Source organism: Paenibacillus sp. MSJ-34, assembly GCF_018918005.1.
GTDB lineage: Bacteria > Bacillota > Bacilli > Paenibacillales > Paenibacillaceae > MSJ-34.
This window is the reverse complement of sequence record NZ_JAHLPR010000013.1, coordinates 17,693-34,937: the sequence shown is the minus strand read 5'-3', so window position 1 is coordinate 34,937 and position 17,245 is coordinate 17,693. Positions and strand designations below refer to the sequence as shown.

General features: G+C 50.5%; 20 protein-coding genes and 1 other RNA gene. 9 read left to right on the top strand and 12 right to left on the bottom strand.

All coding sequences use genetic code 11. From position 1 onward, the window contains the following. Positions 1-32 precede the first annotated feature (32 nt). On the top strand, positions 33-482 hold the full coding sequence (locus KQI79_RS08665) for a MerR family transcriptional regulator (protein ID WP_216537839.1): 450 nt from the start codon (positions 33-35) through the stop codon (positions 480-482). A 95-nt stretch (positions 483-577) separates the two neighbouring features. Next, positions 578-1,243 carry a zinc metallopeptidase gene (locus KQI79_RS08660; protein ID WP_216537904.1) on the top strand — a complete coding sequence of 222 codons (666 nt, stop codon included), beginning with the start codon at positions 578-580 and terminating at the stop codon, positions 1,241-1,243. Positions 1,244-1,326: 83 nt separating this feature from the next. On the opposite strand, the gene gltC is transcribed toward KQI79_RS08660, so the two are convergent. Both gltC and KQI79_RS08650 read right to left on the bottom strand, forming a co-directional pair. Next, on the bottom strand, positions 1,327-2,223 hold the full coding sequence (gene gltC / locus KQI79_RS08655; protein WP_216537838.1) for a glutamate biosynthesis transcriptional regulator GltC: 897 nt from the start codon (positions 2,221-2,223) through the stop codon (positions 1,327-1,329). A gap of 98 nt (positions 2,224-2,321) precedes the next feature. Continuing rightward, positions 2,322-2,924, bottom strand: a complete 603-nt coding sequence (locus KQI79_RS08650; protein ID WP_216537837.1) for a rhomboid family intramembrane serine protease — start codon at positions 2,922-2,924, stop codon at positions 2,322-2,324. A gap of 147 nt (positions 2,925-3,071) precedes the next feature. On the opposite strand from KQI79_RS08650, the gene tpx reads away from it, so the two are divergent. Beyond that, positions 3,072-3,590 (top strand): thiol peroxidase, encoded by a 519-nt coding sequence (gene tpx, locus KQI79_RS08645; RefSeq protein ID WP_216537836.1) that lies wholly within the window; start codon positions 3,072-3,074, stop codon positions 3,588-3,590. 141 nt (positions 3,591-3,731) lie between these two features. Here the strand turns inward: tpx and KQI79_RS08640 are convergent, their stop codons facing one another. The 4 genes from KQI79_RS08640 to cshA all read right to left on the bottom strand — a co-directional run bounded on the left by KQI79_RS08640 (position 3,732) and on the right by cshA (position 6,950). After that, positions 3,732-4,124: a DUF1499 domain-containing protein gene (locus KQI79_RS08640; RefSeq protein WP_216537835.1), complete on the bottom strand. Its 393-nt coding sequence runs from the start codon at positions 4,122-4,124 to the stop codon at positions 3,732-3,734. Positions 4,125-4,208: 84 nt separating this feature from the next. Beyond that, a non-coding RNA gene (ssrS, locus tag KQI79_RS08635) (6S RNA) lies at positions 4,209-4,391 on the bottom strand. 35 nt (positions 4,392-4,426) lie between these two features. Continuing rightward, positions 4,427-5,203, bottom strand: a complete 777-nt coding sequence (locus KQI79_RS08630; protein ID WP_216537834.1) for a YesL family protein — start codon at positions 5,201-5,203, stop codon at positions 4,427-4,429. A gap of 193 nt (positions 5,204-5,396) precedes the next feature. Continuing rightward, positions 5,397-6,950 (bottom strand): degradosome RNA helicase CshA, encoded by a 1,554-nt coding sequence (gene cshA, locus KQI79_RS08625; protein ID WP_216537833.1) that lies wholly within the window; start codon positions 6,948-6,950, stop codon positions 5,397-5,399. Positions 6,951-7,226: 276 nt separating this feature from the next. On the opposite strand from cshA, the gene KQI79_RS08620 reads away from it, so the two are divergent. The 3 genes from KQI79_RS08620 to KQI79_RS08610 all read left to right on the top strand — a co-directional run bounded on the left by KQI79_RS08620 (position 7,227) and on the right by KQI79_RS08610 (position 9,812). Then, entirely contained in the window at positions 7,227-8,051 is an 825-nt protein-coding gene (locus KQI79_RS08620) for a YitT family protein (protein ID WP_216537832.1), read from the top strand. A gap of 171 nt (positions 8,052-8,222) precedes the next feature. Further along, positions 8,223-8,426: a hypothetical protein gene (locus tag KQI79_RS08615; RefSeq protein ID WP_483311373.1), complete on the top strand. Its 204-nt coding sequence runs from the start codon at positions 8,223-8,225 to the stop codon at positions 8,424-8,426. A 174-nt stretch (positions 8,427-8,600) separates the two neighbouring features. Further along, on the top strand, positions 8,601-9,812 hold the full coding sequence (locus KQI79_RS08610) for a putative glycoside hydrolase (protein ID WP_216537830.1): 1,212 nt from the start codon (positions 8,601-8,603) through the stop codon (positions 9,810-9,812). A gap of 479 nt (positions 9,813-10,291) precedes the next feature. Here the strand turns inward: KQI79_RS08610 and KQI79_RS08605 are convergent, their stop codons facing one another. After that, the gene (locus KQI79_RS08605) at positions 10,292-10,501 is read right to left on the bottom strand and encodes a DUF3906 family protein (RefSeq protein WP_216537829.1); all 210 of its coding nucleotides are present in this window, start codon (positions 10,499-10,501) and stop codon (positions 10,292-10,294) included. Between the two features lie 81 nt (positions 10,502-10,582). Between KQI79_RS08605 and KQI79_RS08600 the strand changes: the two genes are divergently transcribed. Continuing rightward, on the top strand, positions 10,583-11,026 hold the full coding sequence (locus KQI79_RS08600; protein ID WP_216537828.1) for a peroxiredoxin: 444 nt from the start codon (positions 10,583-10,585) through the stop codon (positions 11,024-11,026). A 66-nt stretch (positions 11,027-11,092) separates the two neighbouring features. Here the strand turns inward: KQI79_RS08600 and pfkA are convergent, their stop codons facing one another. The 3 genes from pfkA to KQI79_RS08585 form a co-directional block, all read right to left on the bottom strand. After that, on the bottom strand, positions 11,093-12,061 hold the full coding sequence (gene pfkA, locus KQI79_RS08595) for a 6-phosphofructokinase (protein ID WP_216537827.1): 969 nt from the start codon (positions 12,059-12,061) through the stop codon (positions 11,093-11,095). 23 nt (positions 12,062-12,084) lie between these two features. Beyond that, positions 12,085-13,179, bottom strand: a complete 1,095-nt coding sequence (locus tag KQI79_RS08590) for a tetraprenyl-beta-curcumene synthase family protein (RefSeq protein WP_216537826.1) — start codon at positions 13,177-13,179, stop codon at positions 12,085-12,087. Between the two features lie 104 nt (positions 13,180-13,283). Further along, positions 13,284-13,598, bottom strand: coding sequence for a hypothetical protein (locus KQI79_RS08585; RefSeq protein WP_216537825.1), 315 nt, complete (start codon positions 13,596-13,598; stop codon positions 13,284-13,286). Between the two features lie 224 nt (positions 13,599-13,822). On the opposite strand from KQI79_RS08585, the gene KQI79_RS08580 reads away from it, so the two are divergent. Then, entirely contained in the window at positions 13,823-15,121 is a 1,299-nt protein-coding gene (locus tag KQI79_RS08580; protein ID WP_367398153.1) for an MFS transporter, read from the top strand. An 82-nt stretch (positions 15,122-15,203) separates the two neighbouring features. After that, a complete protein-coding gene (locus KQI79_RS08575) occupies positions 15,204-15,851 on the top strand; it encodes a nitroreductase family protein (protein WP_216537824.1) in 648 nt (215 codons plus the stop codon). Positions 15,852-16,008: 157 nt separating this feature from the next. On the opposite strand, the gene KQI79_RS08570 is transcribed toward KQI79_RS08575, so the two are convergent. Together KQI79_RS08570 and KQI79_RS08565 are read right to left on the bottom strand one after the other, a co-directional pair. Then, a complete protein-coding gene (locus KQI79_RS08570) occupies positions 16,009-16,206 on the bottom strand; it encodes a cold shock domain-containing protein (protein WP_216537823.1) in 198 nt (65 codons plus the stop codon). 87 nt (positions 16,207-16,293) lie between these two features. After that, a complete protein-coding gene (locus KQI79_RS08565) occupies positions 16,294-17,052 on the bottom strand; it encodes a class I SAM-dependent methyltransferase (RefSeq protein WP_216537822.1) in 759 nt (252 codons plus the stop codon). Between the last annotated feature and the right edge of the window lie 193 nt (positions 17,053-17,245).

Below are 17,245 nucleotides of genomic sequence, written 5' to 3'. Positions count from 1 at the left end.
AAAAGCTTAGTCGAAACAGTGAGGTGGGGTCGATGAAAAAAAGGAAGGAAGAGAACCTGTACCGCATTGGCGAATTGGCGAAACTGGCGAATGTCAGCGAACGGACGATCGATTATTACACTTCGCTCGGTTTGATCGCTCCGGCGCAGCGCTCCTTGAAAAATTATCGTTTGTACAACGATGAAACCTTGCTCCGTCTGAAACGTATTATTCAAATGAAGTCCGAGAAATATTCCCTCGACGAGATCAGGGACAACTTGAACGAATGGAATAAAGTGACGGACGAGGAACAAATGTCGCAGCGGTTTACGGCTTTGCAGATGCATATGCAGCAGTTGGAACGGGAAGTGAAGGAATTAAGCCCGATTATCGATCAGATGAAACCCCGGCAAGCGAAACATTTGTTCAAGAACTTAACGCCGCAAAGCGCGGCCGTAATCGAAGCGCTGCTGCTTTTGCTAGGCAAAGGCCCGTTTATGTAATGGTTAACGTGCTTCCGAAGCCAGTTTTGTACGAAGTTGGTCAGGAAGTATCGCTTACAAAACTTTTAGGAGGAATTATCGTGTCTGCCAACTGGATGTACATTCCCATTATTCTCGCTTTCATCCTATCTCTTTGGGCGCAATTCCGCGTCAAAGGGACATTCAACAAATGGTCGAAGACGCCGACTTATAGCGGATTGACCGGATACGATGCGGCGCGCCGCATGCTGGACGCCAACGGGCTTCACGACGTGCCGATCGAGCCGGTGCCCGGCGCATTGACGGACCATTACGATCCGATCAAACGGGTTGTCCGTCTATCCGAGCCGGTCTATTACGAAAGATCCATTTCCGCCATATCGGTTGCTTGCCATGAAGTCGGCCACGCGATTCAACACCAGCAATCGTATCCGATGCTCGTATTGCGCCACAAAATGTTCCCTGTCGTCAATTTCGCATCCGGCATCGCGCCGTTCTTGCTGCTGGCAGGTTTCATCTTCGGCGCGCTGAATCTGATCGGCCTGGGCATTATTTTCTTCTCGGCCGCCGTCGCCTTCCAACTCGTGACGCTGCCGGTCGAGTTTAACGCCAGCAGCCGCGCGCGCGAGCTGATGGTATCCGAAGGATTTATTACGAACGACGAGGAACGGGGCGTTGCCAAAGTGCTGAACGCGGCAGCCTTGACCTATGTAGCCGCCGCTTTGTTATCGTTGCTCGAGTTGATCCGCTACATTTTGATCTTTACGAACAATCGCGATTAAAGTCCGAACGACGCGATAAGGGGCTCCGCTCAAGTAGTTTCTCGCTACTGAGCGGAGCCCCTATTTCTATTGCAGTTGCTATTTCATAATTCTTCGTTCCGGAAATATTCAAGCAAGAACGAATGAAACACGCTCGCCACAAGCGGCAGCTTCTCATGGGTATGATGAATGAGTCCGATCGGCCGTCTCACGCGCGGTTTGCTGATGCGAACCCGGATCGGCTGCAGCGTCCTCGTTTCAAACAACGACATTTCCGGCAGCAGGCTTACGCCGAGCCCGGCCGCAACCAAGCCGCGAATCGTATCCGTTTCCTCTCCCTCGAAGCCGATCTTCGGCGTAAATCCCGCATGCAGGCAAGCGTTCCACACGATCGGCCGCAGCGAATAACCGGGACTGAACAGAACGAACGTTTCGTCCCGCAATTGATTCAATTCGATCGATTCCTCGCCGGCGAGCGGATGGTTCGGCGGCAAGATTGCGAACAGCTCCTCCATTAAAATAATTTCGCCCGTAACATGCTCGTGCTGATCGGGAAACGGAGAGATGAAAGCCAAATCGACTTCTCCGGAAATAACGTCGCGGATAATCGAAGGATATATCCCTTGTTTCAGGCGAAACTTCACGTTCGGATGCTTCTTGCGAAACTCGGCCACAACTTCGGGCACGAGATGAATGCCCAAGCTGTGCGGAAAGCCTAACCGGATTTCCCCGAATTCGGGGTCGAGAAACTCATGCACTTCGACGACGGTACGGTCCAATTCTTTCAATATCGATTCTACTCTTTTGCAAAACAATTGGCCGACCGGCGTCAGCTGTACGTTTCGTCCTTTTTGCAGAAACAGCTTGACGCCCAACTCCTCTTCCAACTGGTGAATTTGGCGGCTGACCGCCGATTGGGCCACATGCAGCTCTTCGGCCGCCTGCGTCACATGTTCCTTTTGCGCAACCTTTACGAAATATTGCAACTGCCTTAATTCCACTTAATGTACACTCCGTTCTATGACATCTTCCACATTGACATAGTCAGTGATAAATTTATCATCCTTCTATCTGTTTTTCAATCCATATTTTTCGACCGTCACACGCTTGCCTTCCCGCGCATCAACGCGTACAGCACGAATCCCGCCAGCAGCCCGCCGACATGGGCCCATAGATTAATATTCGCTACGATAAAAGAATAGATCAGCCCGAATACAAGGATCGTATAAACGGTTTGCCGCGACCCCGGATCCAGCATATTGCGCTGAAGCAAAGCGATAAACAAGTATGCTCCGTAAACGCCGTAAATCGCTCCTGAAGCGCCCGCGGAAATATGAACCCCCGTAGCCATCAATTCGCTGACGACGTTGCCCAGAAGGCCGCTCACGAGGTAGAACAGCGCATATTTCCCCGATCCGAGCAAACGCTCCAACGGCGGAGCGAATACAAACAGAGCGAAACAGTTGAACAGCAAATGATCGAAGCCGATATGTAGAAACATCGCTGTAAAATAGCGCCAATATTCGGCAGCGTACGGACCGGCATTCAGCATCGCCCCGAAACGAACCAGCGTCTCGCTGTCCCTCGAACCGCCCTGTGTCGTAAGCACGATAAACATGACGATGTTCGCCAGCAATAGAAGCGATGTGACCGGGTAAATCCGTATATATTTGCGGAAGCTTTCGTAACGTATAAAGATCATCAAACCACTCCGTTCGTTTTCTCACTTTAGATGCAGCCCTCCTAAAACCAGGGCAAAAAAATCGCATTTCATTGGACAATCCGCTTTCGGTAAGACTATAATAAAATTTGGTAACCGAATCTTTATCATTTTAAGGAGGCTTTTAATATGGCACAAGAACGTACAAACGTTGCAACTTTCAAAGGCAACCCCCTTACATTAATTGGTCCCGAGTTAAAGGTTGGGGATCAAGCTCCAGACTTCAAACTTAACAAAAATCTGCTGGAACAAGCTTCGTTGCAAGATTACGCCGGCAAGATCAAGTTGATCAGCGTCGTTCCTTCCATCGATACGGGCGTATGCGACGCGCAAACCCGCCGTTTCAACGAAGAAGCGAGCAAATTGGGCGATAATGTCGTCATTCTGACCGTCAGCGCCGATCTTCCGTTTGCGCAAGCGCGTTGGTGCGGAGCGGCCGGAGTGGACAAAGTCGTCATGCTGTCCGACTATAAATCCAATTCCTTCGGCGAAGCGTACGGCGTATTGATTAAAGAGTTCCAGCTCGACATGCGCGCGGTGTTCGTCATCGACGCGAACGACAAGATCAGCTACGTCGAAGTGTTGAAAGAAATGACCGAGCATCCGGATTACGACAAAGCGATCGAAGCGGTCAAAGCGCTTGTATAAGCTCAGCTGAGCTTTTTGAACAACCTAGAATAATGAGAGTTCAAAAAGTCAACTTTTCAGCACCGAGAAGGTTGCGACCTATATAGTCATACGTAAAAAGCGAGTGAAGGTTTCCCCTTCCTCGCTTTCCTTATCGTTTGTTTAATTTGTCGTTTTATACACGGCCAGCTTCTTGTCCAGGACCGAGTACAACTCCATAATGACGCGATAGTTCGAACCGAAGTCGCCCATGCCCCCGCGGGAAGCCGAATAAATGTCGACCGCCGATTTCATCGGGCCGGCCGGTACGACGGAGACGGTAATGTCCATCGTTCTGCCTGTAATCGTCCGTTTCTCCAGCGTAATCTCGCCGACGGAAGCTACTTCGTGCAACAGTTTATAGCCGGGAATCTTTTTTAAAGTGGAACCGACTTCTTCCCACGCTCTATCTTTGGATAAATTGTAATAATGCGTTTTCAATTTCGGATCTTTCGCTCGGTCGCTTGTTGAATCAAAACTGCGAATAATTCCGACCAGTACTCTTTTGAGTGACAAAAGAATTTCCTCCTTTGCTGATTCCGTAAACATACTATCCATAGTTTAACACTGTTCGTCCCAGAACAAAAGAGGATTTGCACAAAAAAACCCGCCTATGCCGTCCGATTCTTATGTTTCTGAACCCGCTCTCGCAGGTGGGTGTCCGCAGAAACGCTTTTGAAGTCCCATCGTATGGGCGTGACAGCCGCGTTGCAATATAGAACTCCCAAGAAACCAACATTGGTTCAAAACAACGTGGAATCGAAACGAACATCGCAGGATGTATTACTTATTATAGTGGGTTCGGCCCGAAAAGTAAACTAACGGTCTCGCCCATTATCTTCCTGCAGCAGCTCCGGCGGCAGATCGTCGCCGTCCGCCTCGTTCGCATCCTTCTTCTGCAGTTGCTCCTGCATTTTCAAGAAGGTCATATAAAAATTATAAAATGCAACGGCCGCAACGACGCTGCCGAAGAAAAAGATGATCAGAAACGGAAAGCGCAAGCTGATGTAACCCGCCGCAATCGTCACGACGACGGTCAAAATAATCCGGAAAGGCTTCACGATCGTGAGCAGCACGGCGTTTTTCACGAGCTGAAACGTTTTCATATGATAATGAACGACCATGGAAAAAAAGTTGAACATCGAGACCAGCAAAACGATCAAAAATGCGAGCATTACGAAACCGACCGCTTGAAAGCTTTGCAGTTGCGTCATGTACACCGTATAGTCGATATACATAATCGCGAACAATAACGTATAGAAAATTCCTCCGACCATGCTTTGCTTGTAATTTTGCTTGTACCCTTTAAAGAACGTGCCTAGCAGCTTGACGTCCGTCTCGCCCATGACCCATTTGCGAACGACGGTAAACATGGCCGCAGTTGCCGGGAACAAGGTAAACGGAGCGACGATCGCCATCGCCCAAGTCATCGTAAGAGATTCATTGTGAAATTCGGCTTGGGAAACAAGCAATTTCGTCAGCGCGAAAAATAAAAACGGCGACGAGCATAACAGCCATAACAAATTAGTCACCGATAATCGCATAATCCATTCCGAGATGCGGTAAAAACCGCCCATGATCCCTCTAAATTCCAACGTAATCCTCCTCCTGAAAGTTTTGTAAGCCATACTTCCCGAAAGGTTCGTCCGCAACAAAACTTATTTCGGAAGCATACATAACATGTACTTATAAATATAACTCAACAGGCAAGCTTTTTTCAATTACATCTCACGAAAAAAGACGAAGTGCGGGACTCCGTCTTCTTTCGTATTTATGCCGATGCGCGGCTTAAAAATCGTTCGTTTTATCGTAACGTTTCGCAGGTCTGCGGTTATCCCCGGTGCGCGGCTTGCGGTCGTCGCGGCTGTAACCGCCGTCGCGTCCGTATCCGCTCTTCGAGTAACCTCCGCGGCCTCCGTCGCGGTTGCTGCGATTATAGCCCCCGCCGAAGCGCTCTCTGTCTCTTCCCCCGAAGGAAGGTTTCCGGCCGCTGGCGCGCAAGTCCGGTTTGCGGCGTTTGACGCGAATCGGTTCTTCCGGCGTCAATTCGATCACCGCGTCCTTCTTCTCTCCGGTTAGCAGCTTCATCGCCGCCGATAACAACTGTACGGAATCGAATTGTTCCAGCAGTTGGATGGAAATGCCTTTAAATTCGCTGTAGTCTTCATTTTCGATAATTTCAAGAATCCGTTCCGCCGTCATGCGCTGCTTGCCTTCAATGGCTTCGGCGAGCGTCGGCAAAGGCTTGCGGGTAATGCGATGGCGGGTTACCCGTTCGATAAAATGCAGATGGTCGATCTCGCGCGGCGTAACGAAAGACCATGCCGTTCCTTCCTTGCCCGCGCGGCCCGTCCGGCCGATGCGATGCACGTAGCTCTCCGGATCTTGCGGCAAGTCGAAGTTGACGACATGGGATACGCCCGTCACGTCCAAGCCGCGGGCCGCCACATCCGTCGCGACCAACACGTCGATGCTGCCGTCGCGGAATTTGCGCATGACCGTGTCGCGTTGATTCTGCGATAAATCGCCATGCAATCCGTCCGCGGAATAACCGCGCTTTTGCAATGCTTCGGCCAATTCGTCGACACGGCGCTTCGTGCGGCCGAAGACGATGGCGAGATCCGGCGACTCCATATCGAGCAAGCGGCTGAGCGCTTCGAATTTCTGGCGTTCATGCACTTCGATGTACGCTTGATCGATGAGCGGCGCGCTAACTTGCTTCGGCACGACCGAGACATGCTCCGGATCTTTCAGGAATTGCTGCGCCAGCTTCTGAATGTTCGGCGGCATCGTCGCGGAGAACAGCATCGTTTGCCGCTCTTCCGGCACCAGGCTCAATATCGTTTGAATGTCGTCCATGAATCCCATGTCCAACATTTCGTCCGCTTCGTCCAAAATAACGGTGCGCACTTCATCGAGCTTGATCGTTTTGCGATTGATATGGTCCAGAAGCCGCCCCGGCGTTCCGATAATGATTTGCGGCTTCTTCTTCAGCGCCCGGATTTGACGGACGATATCTTGCCCGCCGTAAATCGGCAAAGAGCGAATTCCTTTGAAGCGCGAAAGCTTGCCGATTTCTTCCGCCACCTGTATGGCCAGTTCCCGTGTCGGCGTCATAATGAGCGCCACGATTTTCTCTTCCGTCGTTTCGATTTTGCTGATCAGCGGAATGCCGAATGCCGCCGTTTTACCCGTTCCTGTCTGTGCTTGTCCGATCAAATCTTTGCCGGTGAGCGCAATCGGAATCGACTTGGCCTGAATCGGCGTCGCCTCTTCAAAGCCTAATTCTGTAATCGCTTGAAGCACCTTCGGTTCAAGACTGAATTCTGAGAATGTTTTCAATACCTTCATACTCCTTCTATGTGCTATGTGGTGGACAATCCACTCCTCTTGACTGTATCCTTAAGTAGCGATAAACATTTATAGGCTATCCCAACAAACTGGTCTTATTACAGAAACCCGCACTCTTATACATGAACCAGCTGACAAAAACATTCCTAAAAAACATTGGATATGGAAAATAATCCCTACTTAAGAACATCCAATACATTATAGCACAAATTAAATAGGGAATACCAGCGACATGCATATTAAATAATAATGACGAGGTGATTTCAAGTGAGACGGATTTGGGATTATATCGCCGTAATCATAGGCGCGGCGGCGATTGCGGCAGGCTCCAACCTGTTTATTATTCCGCATCATTTGCTTAGCGGCGGCGTCGGCGGAGTGGCAATGATTACCGGTTATTTCACCGATTGGAACATCGGCATCCTCTATTTCGTATACAATGTTCCGATTCTCGCCGTCGGCTGGTTTCTGCTCGGCAAACGCTTCGTCCTGCTCAGCACGGTTTCCGTTATTACGACGACTTGGCTGATGCAAGTCATCCCTGTTCACCAATTCAACGCCGAGCCGATATTGGGGGCTCTCTTCGGCGGGGTGCTCGTCGGCTTCGGCAGCGGCCTATCGATGCGGGTCGGAGGCTCTTCCGGAGGTTTCGATGTCATCGGCTCCATTGTGACAAGGTACCGCGATTTGCCGATCGGCAATATTCTCGTGATTATGAATTTTGTCGTCATTATCGCGCTCGGTTACTTGAAGCAAAACTGGGATCCGGCTTTATTTTCCGTCCTGACCATTTTTATCGCCAGCAAAGTGATCGATTTCATTCATATAAGCCATATCAAAGTAACGGCTTTTATTATTACAAACTGCACCGAGCAAATGTTGGAGAAGCTGCTGACATTGCCCCGCGGCGTTACGATCATTAAGACAAAAGGGGCGTTTACCCATGTAGAAAAAGATATGCTGATGACCGTGACGACGCGCTACGAATTGGCCGAACTGAAGCGCATCATCAAGACGATCGACCCGAAGGCATTCGTCAACATTGTCGAAACGGTCGGCGTCGTCGGCTCGTTCCGCAGGCGCGGTACATAACGTTTCCCTCCCGTCCGCTTCCTTCCGCGCCGAATATGCGTATACAATTTTTCGACCGAATATGGTATAATAAGTAGCAGGCAAGTTCCATTTTGCATATCGCTTCCGATTTACCCTTTAGTTCACGATGTACAGCTTTTCGATCGTAATAATTATATTTCGAGGGAAAGGGTGATCTTTGTGGAACATGAAACGGTAAAACTTTCGGAGATCGTATTGAAATGGTGTCCGGATATGTTGCCATTCCTTAAGCAAAATGAATTGAATTGCTGGATCGTCTTGCGAGACGGGATGAACATTCTCGAACCGGAAGATGCGATGGAAATTATTCAACAAAGCATTTACGAACATCAGAAAGCGGGCTGCATCCACTAAGCGGTTTTGGAAATATCGAAATCCCCCTGTCGGACCATAAGGTTCGATATGGGGGATTTTTATGTTGCTTGCACCGATAGACAAGCTTTTACAGTTTTCTGCAATTTTCCTCTGTATACGCCTGCCATTTTCCGATATAATCGAATACATGAGGAGATCGGAGGAGAACGAACGATGAACATCATATGGACACTATTATTATTGGCGATGGGGACTTATAGCGGCTCGCAGCAGCCGAGCGACAGCCCCGCTTCGATGCTTGTTACCGCATCGCTTCATTCGATCGTGCTTCAAGCGCAGCAAGGAATGGAGCCGGGCGAAATCGCGAACCTGCCTTTCAAGATCGATCCGCAATTGACGGCCCCGAAAGTGAAAGGGATTTACGTTACCGCGCATAGCGCCGGCGGGGAGCGAATGAAATCGTTATTGAACCTGATCGATACGACCGAGTTGAATTCCATGGTCATCGATATTAAGGACGACAACGGATATATTACATACATGACGGATAACGAGGAATTGAAAAAAAGCGGTACGCCCAAGCCCTACATAAGAGATATCCATAAATTAATGGATACGTTGAAGGAACATAACGTATACCCGATTGCAAGAGTCGTCGTGTTCAAGGATACGGTCACGGCGAAGAAGCATCCGGAATGGTCGTTCCGCCGCGCCGACGGCTCGGTTTGGGCGAATAACAAGAAGGAAAGCTTCGTGAACCCGTATAAGCGCGAAGTATGGGAATATAATGTGGCGATCGCCAAGGAAGCGGCCAAGCTCGGATTTAAGGAAGTGCAATTCGATTACGTTCGTTTTCCGGAAGGATTCGAGAAACGGGCGGATTCCTTGCTGTACGACAAAAATGAAAAATCGCGCGTCGACGCCGTTACCGAATTCGTCCAATACGCCAAGCAAGAGCTCGCTCCGCTCGGCATACGCGTATCGGTCGATATATTCGGTTACGCCGCCTCCGTTCCCGCCGCGGAAGGAATCGGCCAAGATTTCGTGAAAATTTCGGAGAACGTCGACGTCATTTGCCCGATGGTTTACCCGAGCCATTATACGACGGGATGGTTCGGCGCTAAGGAGCCCGATCTTGCGCCCTACCAGGTCATTAAAGGTTCGATGATCGACACGCATAAGAAGCTTGATCCGGTGGAGGATAAAAAACCGATTATCCGCCCATGGATTCAAGATTTCACGGCAAGCTGGCTCGGCAAAGGCCATTATACCAAATACGGCAAGCACGAACTGGAGGAGCAGCTCCGCGCTCTGAAAGATACGGGCATCGAGGAATTTTTGCTATGGAATGCCAACAACCGCTATACGGAAAATGTCGATTACAAGCTTATCGCCCCCGATGAGAAAGAGAAAAAGAACATGTAATGATCAAAACACCGTCAGGGCATTCGTCCTGACGGTGTTTCGTTCGCGCATATATCAGAGTCGCGAGTACCCCGTTATGTAACTGCATTAATCCATTTAGATGAGCGGATTTGGGCGCATTTAGCCCGACTAACTGCATAAATCCATCTATTTTTATAAAATAGACGTAAAATCGACGTCAACAGCCGAAAATAGTCGGATTCGATGCGTGCGCGGCTTGTTTCGTACGATTATTCGTACACCGTTGCGGGAATAGGGCTCAAATCGGCGAGTATGTATGAAATTTCGAACTAAGTCGACGGATTCGATGCGTGCCCGGCTTGTTTCGTACGATTGTTCGCATACCTGAGCAGGATTATAGTAAAATCGAAGAAACGAGCCGGATTTGCTGGATATTTGCTCCTAAAGCGATTTTTGCCAATAAATTAATGGATTTTTGCATTTGCTCATAAACACTTTTCCCTTTTCGGCGCTGCCCATTATAACCGATTCGTCTCGATAATATATCCGGCGCCCGGACTGATTCGTTTTTTCTCGAGTATGCTCGCTTGCTTCACCGCGGGCGATTTCACGAAATGACGGTCGAGATGGGATTCCACGTAGCCGAACGCCTTCTCGTCTTCCTCCGCTGCGACCGCCAATACGACGGTTTGATCTTCCAATTCGATTTCGATTCGATATAAAAACATGGGAGGTTCCCCTTTCCGAATGGATTATTTTGCAAATTTACGGTATCCCGACTACAATAAATAGAAAGGAGCGTGAAACGGATGTTGAACGTCGGGGCCAAAGCGCCTCTATTTAAAGCCGAAAGCACGCATGGCGAAGTGGATCTCGAGCAATATGCCGGCAAACGGCCGATCGTGCTTATTTTTTACCCGATGGACGATACGCCCGGCTGCACGAAACAATTATGCGCCGTACGCGATGCCAAAGCCCGGTACGAGGCGTACGGGGCGGTCGTTTTCGGCGTGAATCCCGGTACGATCGAATCGCATCAAGCATTCGCGGCCAAACATCGGTACGATTTCCCCCTCATCGTCGACAAGGATCACCGAATACGCAAAATGTACGGCATCGGCAAAATGCTCGGTCTGATCGCGCAGCAGCGCACGGTCTATGCCGTCGATTTGAACGGAAATATCGCTTATGCGGAGAAAGGGCTGCGGCCGACCGACGAAATTTTGCAGGCGATTGAGCGAATGAGCCCGTAACCGCTGCCGCAAACAAGCCTTACAGGCGCCATATGGCGTCCCGTAAGGCTTGTTACATTGGTGCGATTATTGCGAAAGCCGGGATGCAAGCTCGTATAACTCCATATTGAACGTCTTTTTGGTCTGGACGACCTTGTCGATGTCCGTCATTACATATTCGCCGTTAATGATGCCGCAAGCTTGGCCCGAGTAGCCTTCGATTAATTTTCTTACGGCAAAATCGCCCAACCGGCTGGCCAGAATCCGGTCGTTATGCGTCGGGCAACCGCCGCGTTGGATATGGCCGAGCACAGTGACGCGCGGCTCGATGCCGCAACGCGAAATAATGCCTTGAGCGATGTCTTCGCCGCGGCCTACGCCTTCGGCAACGATAATAATGCTGTGGCGTTTGCCGTGATCGAAGTTTTGCTTCATCCGGGCGGCAATTTCGTCAAGGCTGAACGGCACTTCCGGTACAAGGATCGTCTCCGCGCCGCTCGCCAATCCCGCATAAAGGGCGATATCGCCGCAATGGCGGCCCATGACTTCCACGATCGACACCCGCTCATGCGAGCTCATCGTGTCGCGCAATTTATTGATCGCATCCACCACAATGCTTACCGCCGTGTCGAAGCCGATCGTGAAATCGGTGCACGGAATATCGTTGTCGATCGTTCCCGGCAAGCCCATCGTTTTGATGCCGAGCTTGTTCAGCTTGTTCGCGCCTTGGTACGAACCGTCGCCGCCGATAACGACCAAGCCGTCGATGCCGTGCGACCGTAAAATATCCGCGCCTTTCTGCTGTCCTTCCGGCGTCGTAAATTCTTGGCAGCGGGCCGATTGCAATACCGTTCCGCCGCGCTGGATAATGTCGCCGACGCTGCGCAAATCCATCGGACGAATATCGTCGTTAATGAGCCCGTAGTATCCGCGTTGAATCCCAAAAACCTCTAAACCATAGAACAAACCGCTGCGCACGACCGCACGAACAGCTGCGTTCATTCCTTGCGAATCTCCTCCGCTCGTTAATACGGCAATTTTTTTGACTGCTGACATCTGATTTCCTCCTATAATATCAATTACATATATTTACGTATCCAAAGGCTGTTGGACCAGAAAAATAGTCTAGTCACCGGACTGTTCTGCATCAATCGCCTGGAGACGGTTTTCACATCCCGTTGCGAGCTGACTTTCGGGTCGGACAAATATAACGCGAGAAGCCCTTCAATAATCATGCGGTGAAAACGCGGAGCCGGCAGGAACGCCACATCTTGAATGGCCCGGTCGACGATATATACGATTCGGTCCACAAGCGTATCGGTCTTCTCGTAATAATTGCAAAAATTCAAGTCGCCGCCCACCCGGTCTTCTTCCTGGTCGATTAAATAATCGAGCATAATATGCAGGCCGCAGACATGCGGGAAATAACAATCTTTGTACTGCCGCGCGGCCGCTTCGTCGAAATCGGGATCGGCCGCCGCTTGAAACAGAAAAAACACGCCCAATGTCGAACCGGTCGCCGCGGCGAATTCGTTCCAAAACAAATGAGGAGCTTTCTGGCGATGCGTCTCCCACCAGCGCAACAACTCGGGTTCGCGCAAATCATGCCGAATATGCTTATACACTTGCAAATCGACATATAGGCCGACCAATTCCCGGACGTACGGCATCACATGACGGTACGAGGGCAGCATGGCGATGCAGCGGCGGCATGTCTGGACGAGGCGCTGCAAATACCCGCCGTCGTCGCGTTCGGCATGAAACTCGTAATAATCGCAGAGCGAAGCGTCCGGATCGATCGCGTCCAGCATCGATTGATGCATGCGGCGGAAATCGACCGGATCCATCGACGTGCTGCGGTCGCATAAATTGTCCAAATAATCGCTTATCGTTTGAAATGCGACAATAAGAGGGATAAGAATGTTACGCTCGTCCAAACGGGCGGAGGCATAAACGGCCCCTCCTTGGCAATGGAATTGCTTCGTCGCGATACTGGCAAGCGCCTGTTTGCGCAGTTCGGGATCGGGAATCGATGCGGCGTCCTGCCGGACTCGATCGAGCTCCGACCGCACTTCCGGCAAAATATGCTTGTAAACGCGATACATCAGCGCAATCGGATTTTGCGGAACTTGGCGACGGGTAGCTTTAACGTTCAATGATGAGTGCCTCCACATTTTGAATTAGAGGTGATCACGATCTTCCTCTTATTATATTACGATCCTCGGCATAGCACAAATTGTCGGTCCTATTCCCCCGCCCGGAAGCGGCCGTTCCGCGCTTACCGGTGAATTTTGGCGGCAACGTCCTGATTGACGCGGTACCAAAGATGCAAATCGTTGATGCAGCTTGCCAGTTCCGCAATTTCCGAATTCAACCGGCACGAAGTCGGGAAATCCTCTTCTTCGTACAGCAAAGCCTGTTTCTCATTAATGATACGTTCCAGTTGGGCTACCCGATTCGGTATGCGCCCCCGTATCACTTCCCACTTATATATAATATCGGAACGCTCCTTCTCGGAATATTGCTCCCACTCCATATGGAGAACCGGAAGCGGAATTCCTAGGCGTTCGTCGGTTTGAAACGCATAATTCATATCCTCTCCGCCTTTCGCATACATTCCATGTTTTACTCTATCATTCCGCAGTTCTGAAATCTACCCCTGTAAAAGTGACAAATTTCCGCCATCGAGACTGCGGGACATGGTATACTATAGTTATTATTTTTTATGATTATAAGGGAACGGGTCTACTTTGAATGTCATCTGCGTCACAATTCGCGATAAGCCTTCAGATACGGGCATAGCCCGCCTTGTTCATCATGATAAATATGGCTTTCATTACAAGCGGCCGTCTCGGCGCTTCTCTTTTTTTAAGGGCGGCGCGATCGGAATCGCTTGTCAAACGAAAGGAGCATCAAGCTTTGTCACAGCCATCATTGCAGCAGCACACGGACGCCCGAATCATGAGCGGCGGCGCGCCGGAAACGTATTGGCTTAGCGCCTTCATGTTTTCTATTTTTATGTCAACATCGCTCGTGACCAATTTTTTCCCTCTATATTACGACCGTCTCGGATTTTCGAGCGTTCAAATCGGCTTTCTCTACTCGCTCGGCCCGCTTGTATCCATCTTCTCCAACCTGTTATGGGGACTCGCGAGCGACCGGTACCGGACGATCAAAAAGGTGCTCATCCTGCTCTTGGCCGGCCAGCTGCTGATGGGCGTTCTTTTGAGCCAATCGACCGCTTTCGCCGTCGTATGTATCGTCATCATGCTGTTTTATTTTTTCTTCTATCCGATCTATCCGTTATCCGACAATTTTGCGATATTGACGATGCAGCGTTACGGCAAAAGTTTTATCGGCATCCGCGTCTGGGGCTCGATCGGCTTCGCTTGCGCATCCGTCATCTTCGGATTTCTGTTCCAGCAGTTCGGTTCGCATACGACCATCTGGGTGAGCATCGCGCTGTCCGCCATTTCGCTGTCCATCGTCTTTACGGTCAAAGATAAAAGCGGATCGGCCAAAAAGGTGGAGTTTTCAGGCCTGCTCAACGTATTGCGTCAACGCGAAGTGATCTGGTTTTTCGCGTTTATTCTATGCCTTGCGATAGCCCATCGTATGAACGAGGCATTCTTCTCTTTGTCGCTCCGCCACCTCGGGGCGAACGAAAGCGTCATCGGATGGTCGCTGATGGTTTCCTCGCTTAGCGAAATACCGATCTTTCTTCTGCTGAACAAATACGGCCAAAAGTTTAAGGAATTGCCGTTGCTTGCTTTCGCCGCCGTCATGTATGGCCTCCGTTTTTTGCTGATGAGCCTGACGCAAGATCCGTACCGGGCGATTGCCATACAATCGATGCATAGCGTCACGTTCGGAGTCGCCTATTTCACTTCCGTACGATATATTACGCAAATTATTCCGATCGAGTACCGATCGACGGGCTTGGCCCTATACACCGTGATGTGGTCCAGCGTATCCGGATTGATCAGCGGCATGTTCGGCGGCGCGCTGTACGGTGCCGTCGGTAAGGATACGTTCTACTCGACGGCGATGGTGCTTGCATTCCTGGCCGCGGCCGGGTTTATGGGACGCCACTTGTTTGCCAGGGAAAAAATATAATCGGATTATTCTTTTCAATTCGGTTTCAGCAGGGTATAATGAGAGTACATTTTAGGACCAAGTAATAAAAGGCGGGGAAACGATGAATTTTGAAGAGTTAAAAACGATTCTGCAAGGACGCAGAAGTATACGCAAATTTACAGACAAGGCGGTTTCCGTTGCGGATATCGAAGACATCATCGATTGCGCGCGTTACGCCCCGAGCGACACGAATTCGCAAACTTGGGAATTTGTCGCCGTCGTCAACCGGGATACAATTCGCCGGATCGAGGAAATGACATGGGAACAGCTTCATCTGCGCGCCGCTCAAGCCGAAGCGAGAGGGCTCGGTCGGGAAGCGAAGCTGCTGACGAAATCGTTCGGCCCTTATGCGACGGCATTCTCCGACGCTCCGGCGCTGATCGTTTGTTTGGCAACGCCGTATACGTCTAAATTTCGCGATCGAATATTCGATCCGATCGGTCTCGTCGACGAAGCGGTTTGGCTCGAGGAAGGGATCAAAAGCAGCTGTCTGGCCGCGCAAAATTTGATGCTTGCCGCCTATGCCAAAGGGCTCGCCACCTGTCCGATGACCGGTCCGGTATTGCTGGCGGAACCGCAGCTCAAGTCGTTTTTGAACATTGAGGACGATCGCCAAATCAATATGGTCATAGCGCTCGGTTACCCGGCTATTCACCCGGACAAGCTGCCGCGCAAGGAAGTAAGCGAAATTTTAAAAATTGTCGATTAATTGCGGGTTCCCCGTCGGACGAATGAGTCGGCGGGGATTTTTATCGCCGCTTCCGCCGGGCGGATAGAACAAAAATAGCTCCCAGAATATCTGAGAGCTATTTCCCGATTGCTATGACACTATTTATAAGCGGGCCCGGTTCACCCGGAGCTGTTTCTTATAACTTAATGACGTTAGCAGCTTGAGGTCCGCGGTTACCTTCTGTAATTTCAAATTCAACCGATTGGCCTTCTTCTAAAGTTTTGAAACCTTCGCCTTGGATCGCCGAGAAGTGAACGAATACATCGTCTCCGCCTTCTACTTGGATAAATCCGTAGCCTTTTTCAGCGTTAAACCATTTAACTGTTCCTTTCAAATGAACAACCTCCTAAAAATATCGCCATCTATGGCGAATATCAATATTATACCTCTATTTCCCATGAAAAGCAATGGTCCTCCGCGATTATTTATAACGGCCTTGTCCGCCACGCTTGCCGATGCGGAGCATTTCATCCGAGCCGGGTATAAACGGAAGGGCGCTCTTCATCCGGTTGACCCGATGCCCCGCCGAGACCAGCTCCTCCGCGAGCGATTCCAATCCGGGATACGTCTCCCACCGGAGCGACAGAAGCGGATAAATCCGCACTTCGCCGTCGGGCCTGCATACCCGTACCAATTCCCGTACCGCCTCCCGGTGAAATTGCTCGCCGAATTGATCCGCATACAGAAACAAGAAATGGCTGCACAACACGAGCGAAAACGAATCGTCCGCGAAGGGCAGTTCCGGCAGCGCGGCCGCGACATAGGCCTTGGAACCGGACGTTCCCCTGCCGTCCCCAACAGCCGCAACGTCCGGCTTATAATCTTCATGAAATATCCGGGCGGAACGCAACCGGCCTTCGCGGTGCTTGTCAAGGCTTCCGTAGTAGCTCCAATCGTATTGCTCACGAATCCGGCTCAATTTGGCGGTCGATTCTTCAATTTCCCGCAGCGTCTCGCTCTGAAATTGGTCTGCGTCGCGTACGTACGACGGGTCGGCGGCTACCGCTTCATAACCGCGCCGGTTCGCCTCCGCCGCGAAGGAGGAAGCTCCGCCCGCGACATCTAATATAGGGCCTTGGCTCAAATCCGTCTCCCGCAGCGCGAACATGCTCGCATACTCGTCAAACGAGCGGCATGTCACCGCAACGCCGACTTGCTCATACTCTCGCAATTTTCCCATGCTCATCTCTCCTCTTCTTTTCTCAACTCAACTCTGCTCAGCCGGCCCGGATCCTCGCTTCGGTCGCCGATTCCGGTCCGCTCATTTCAAAATACCATTTTCTATCCGATTCATCAATCATAAAACCGCGAAATTCATTTGCTTTCCTACTTAGGGTGAGTTATCATTTTACACAAAAAGAAATGATCGATTC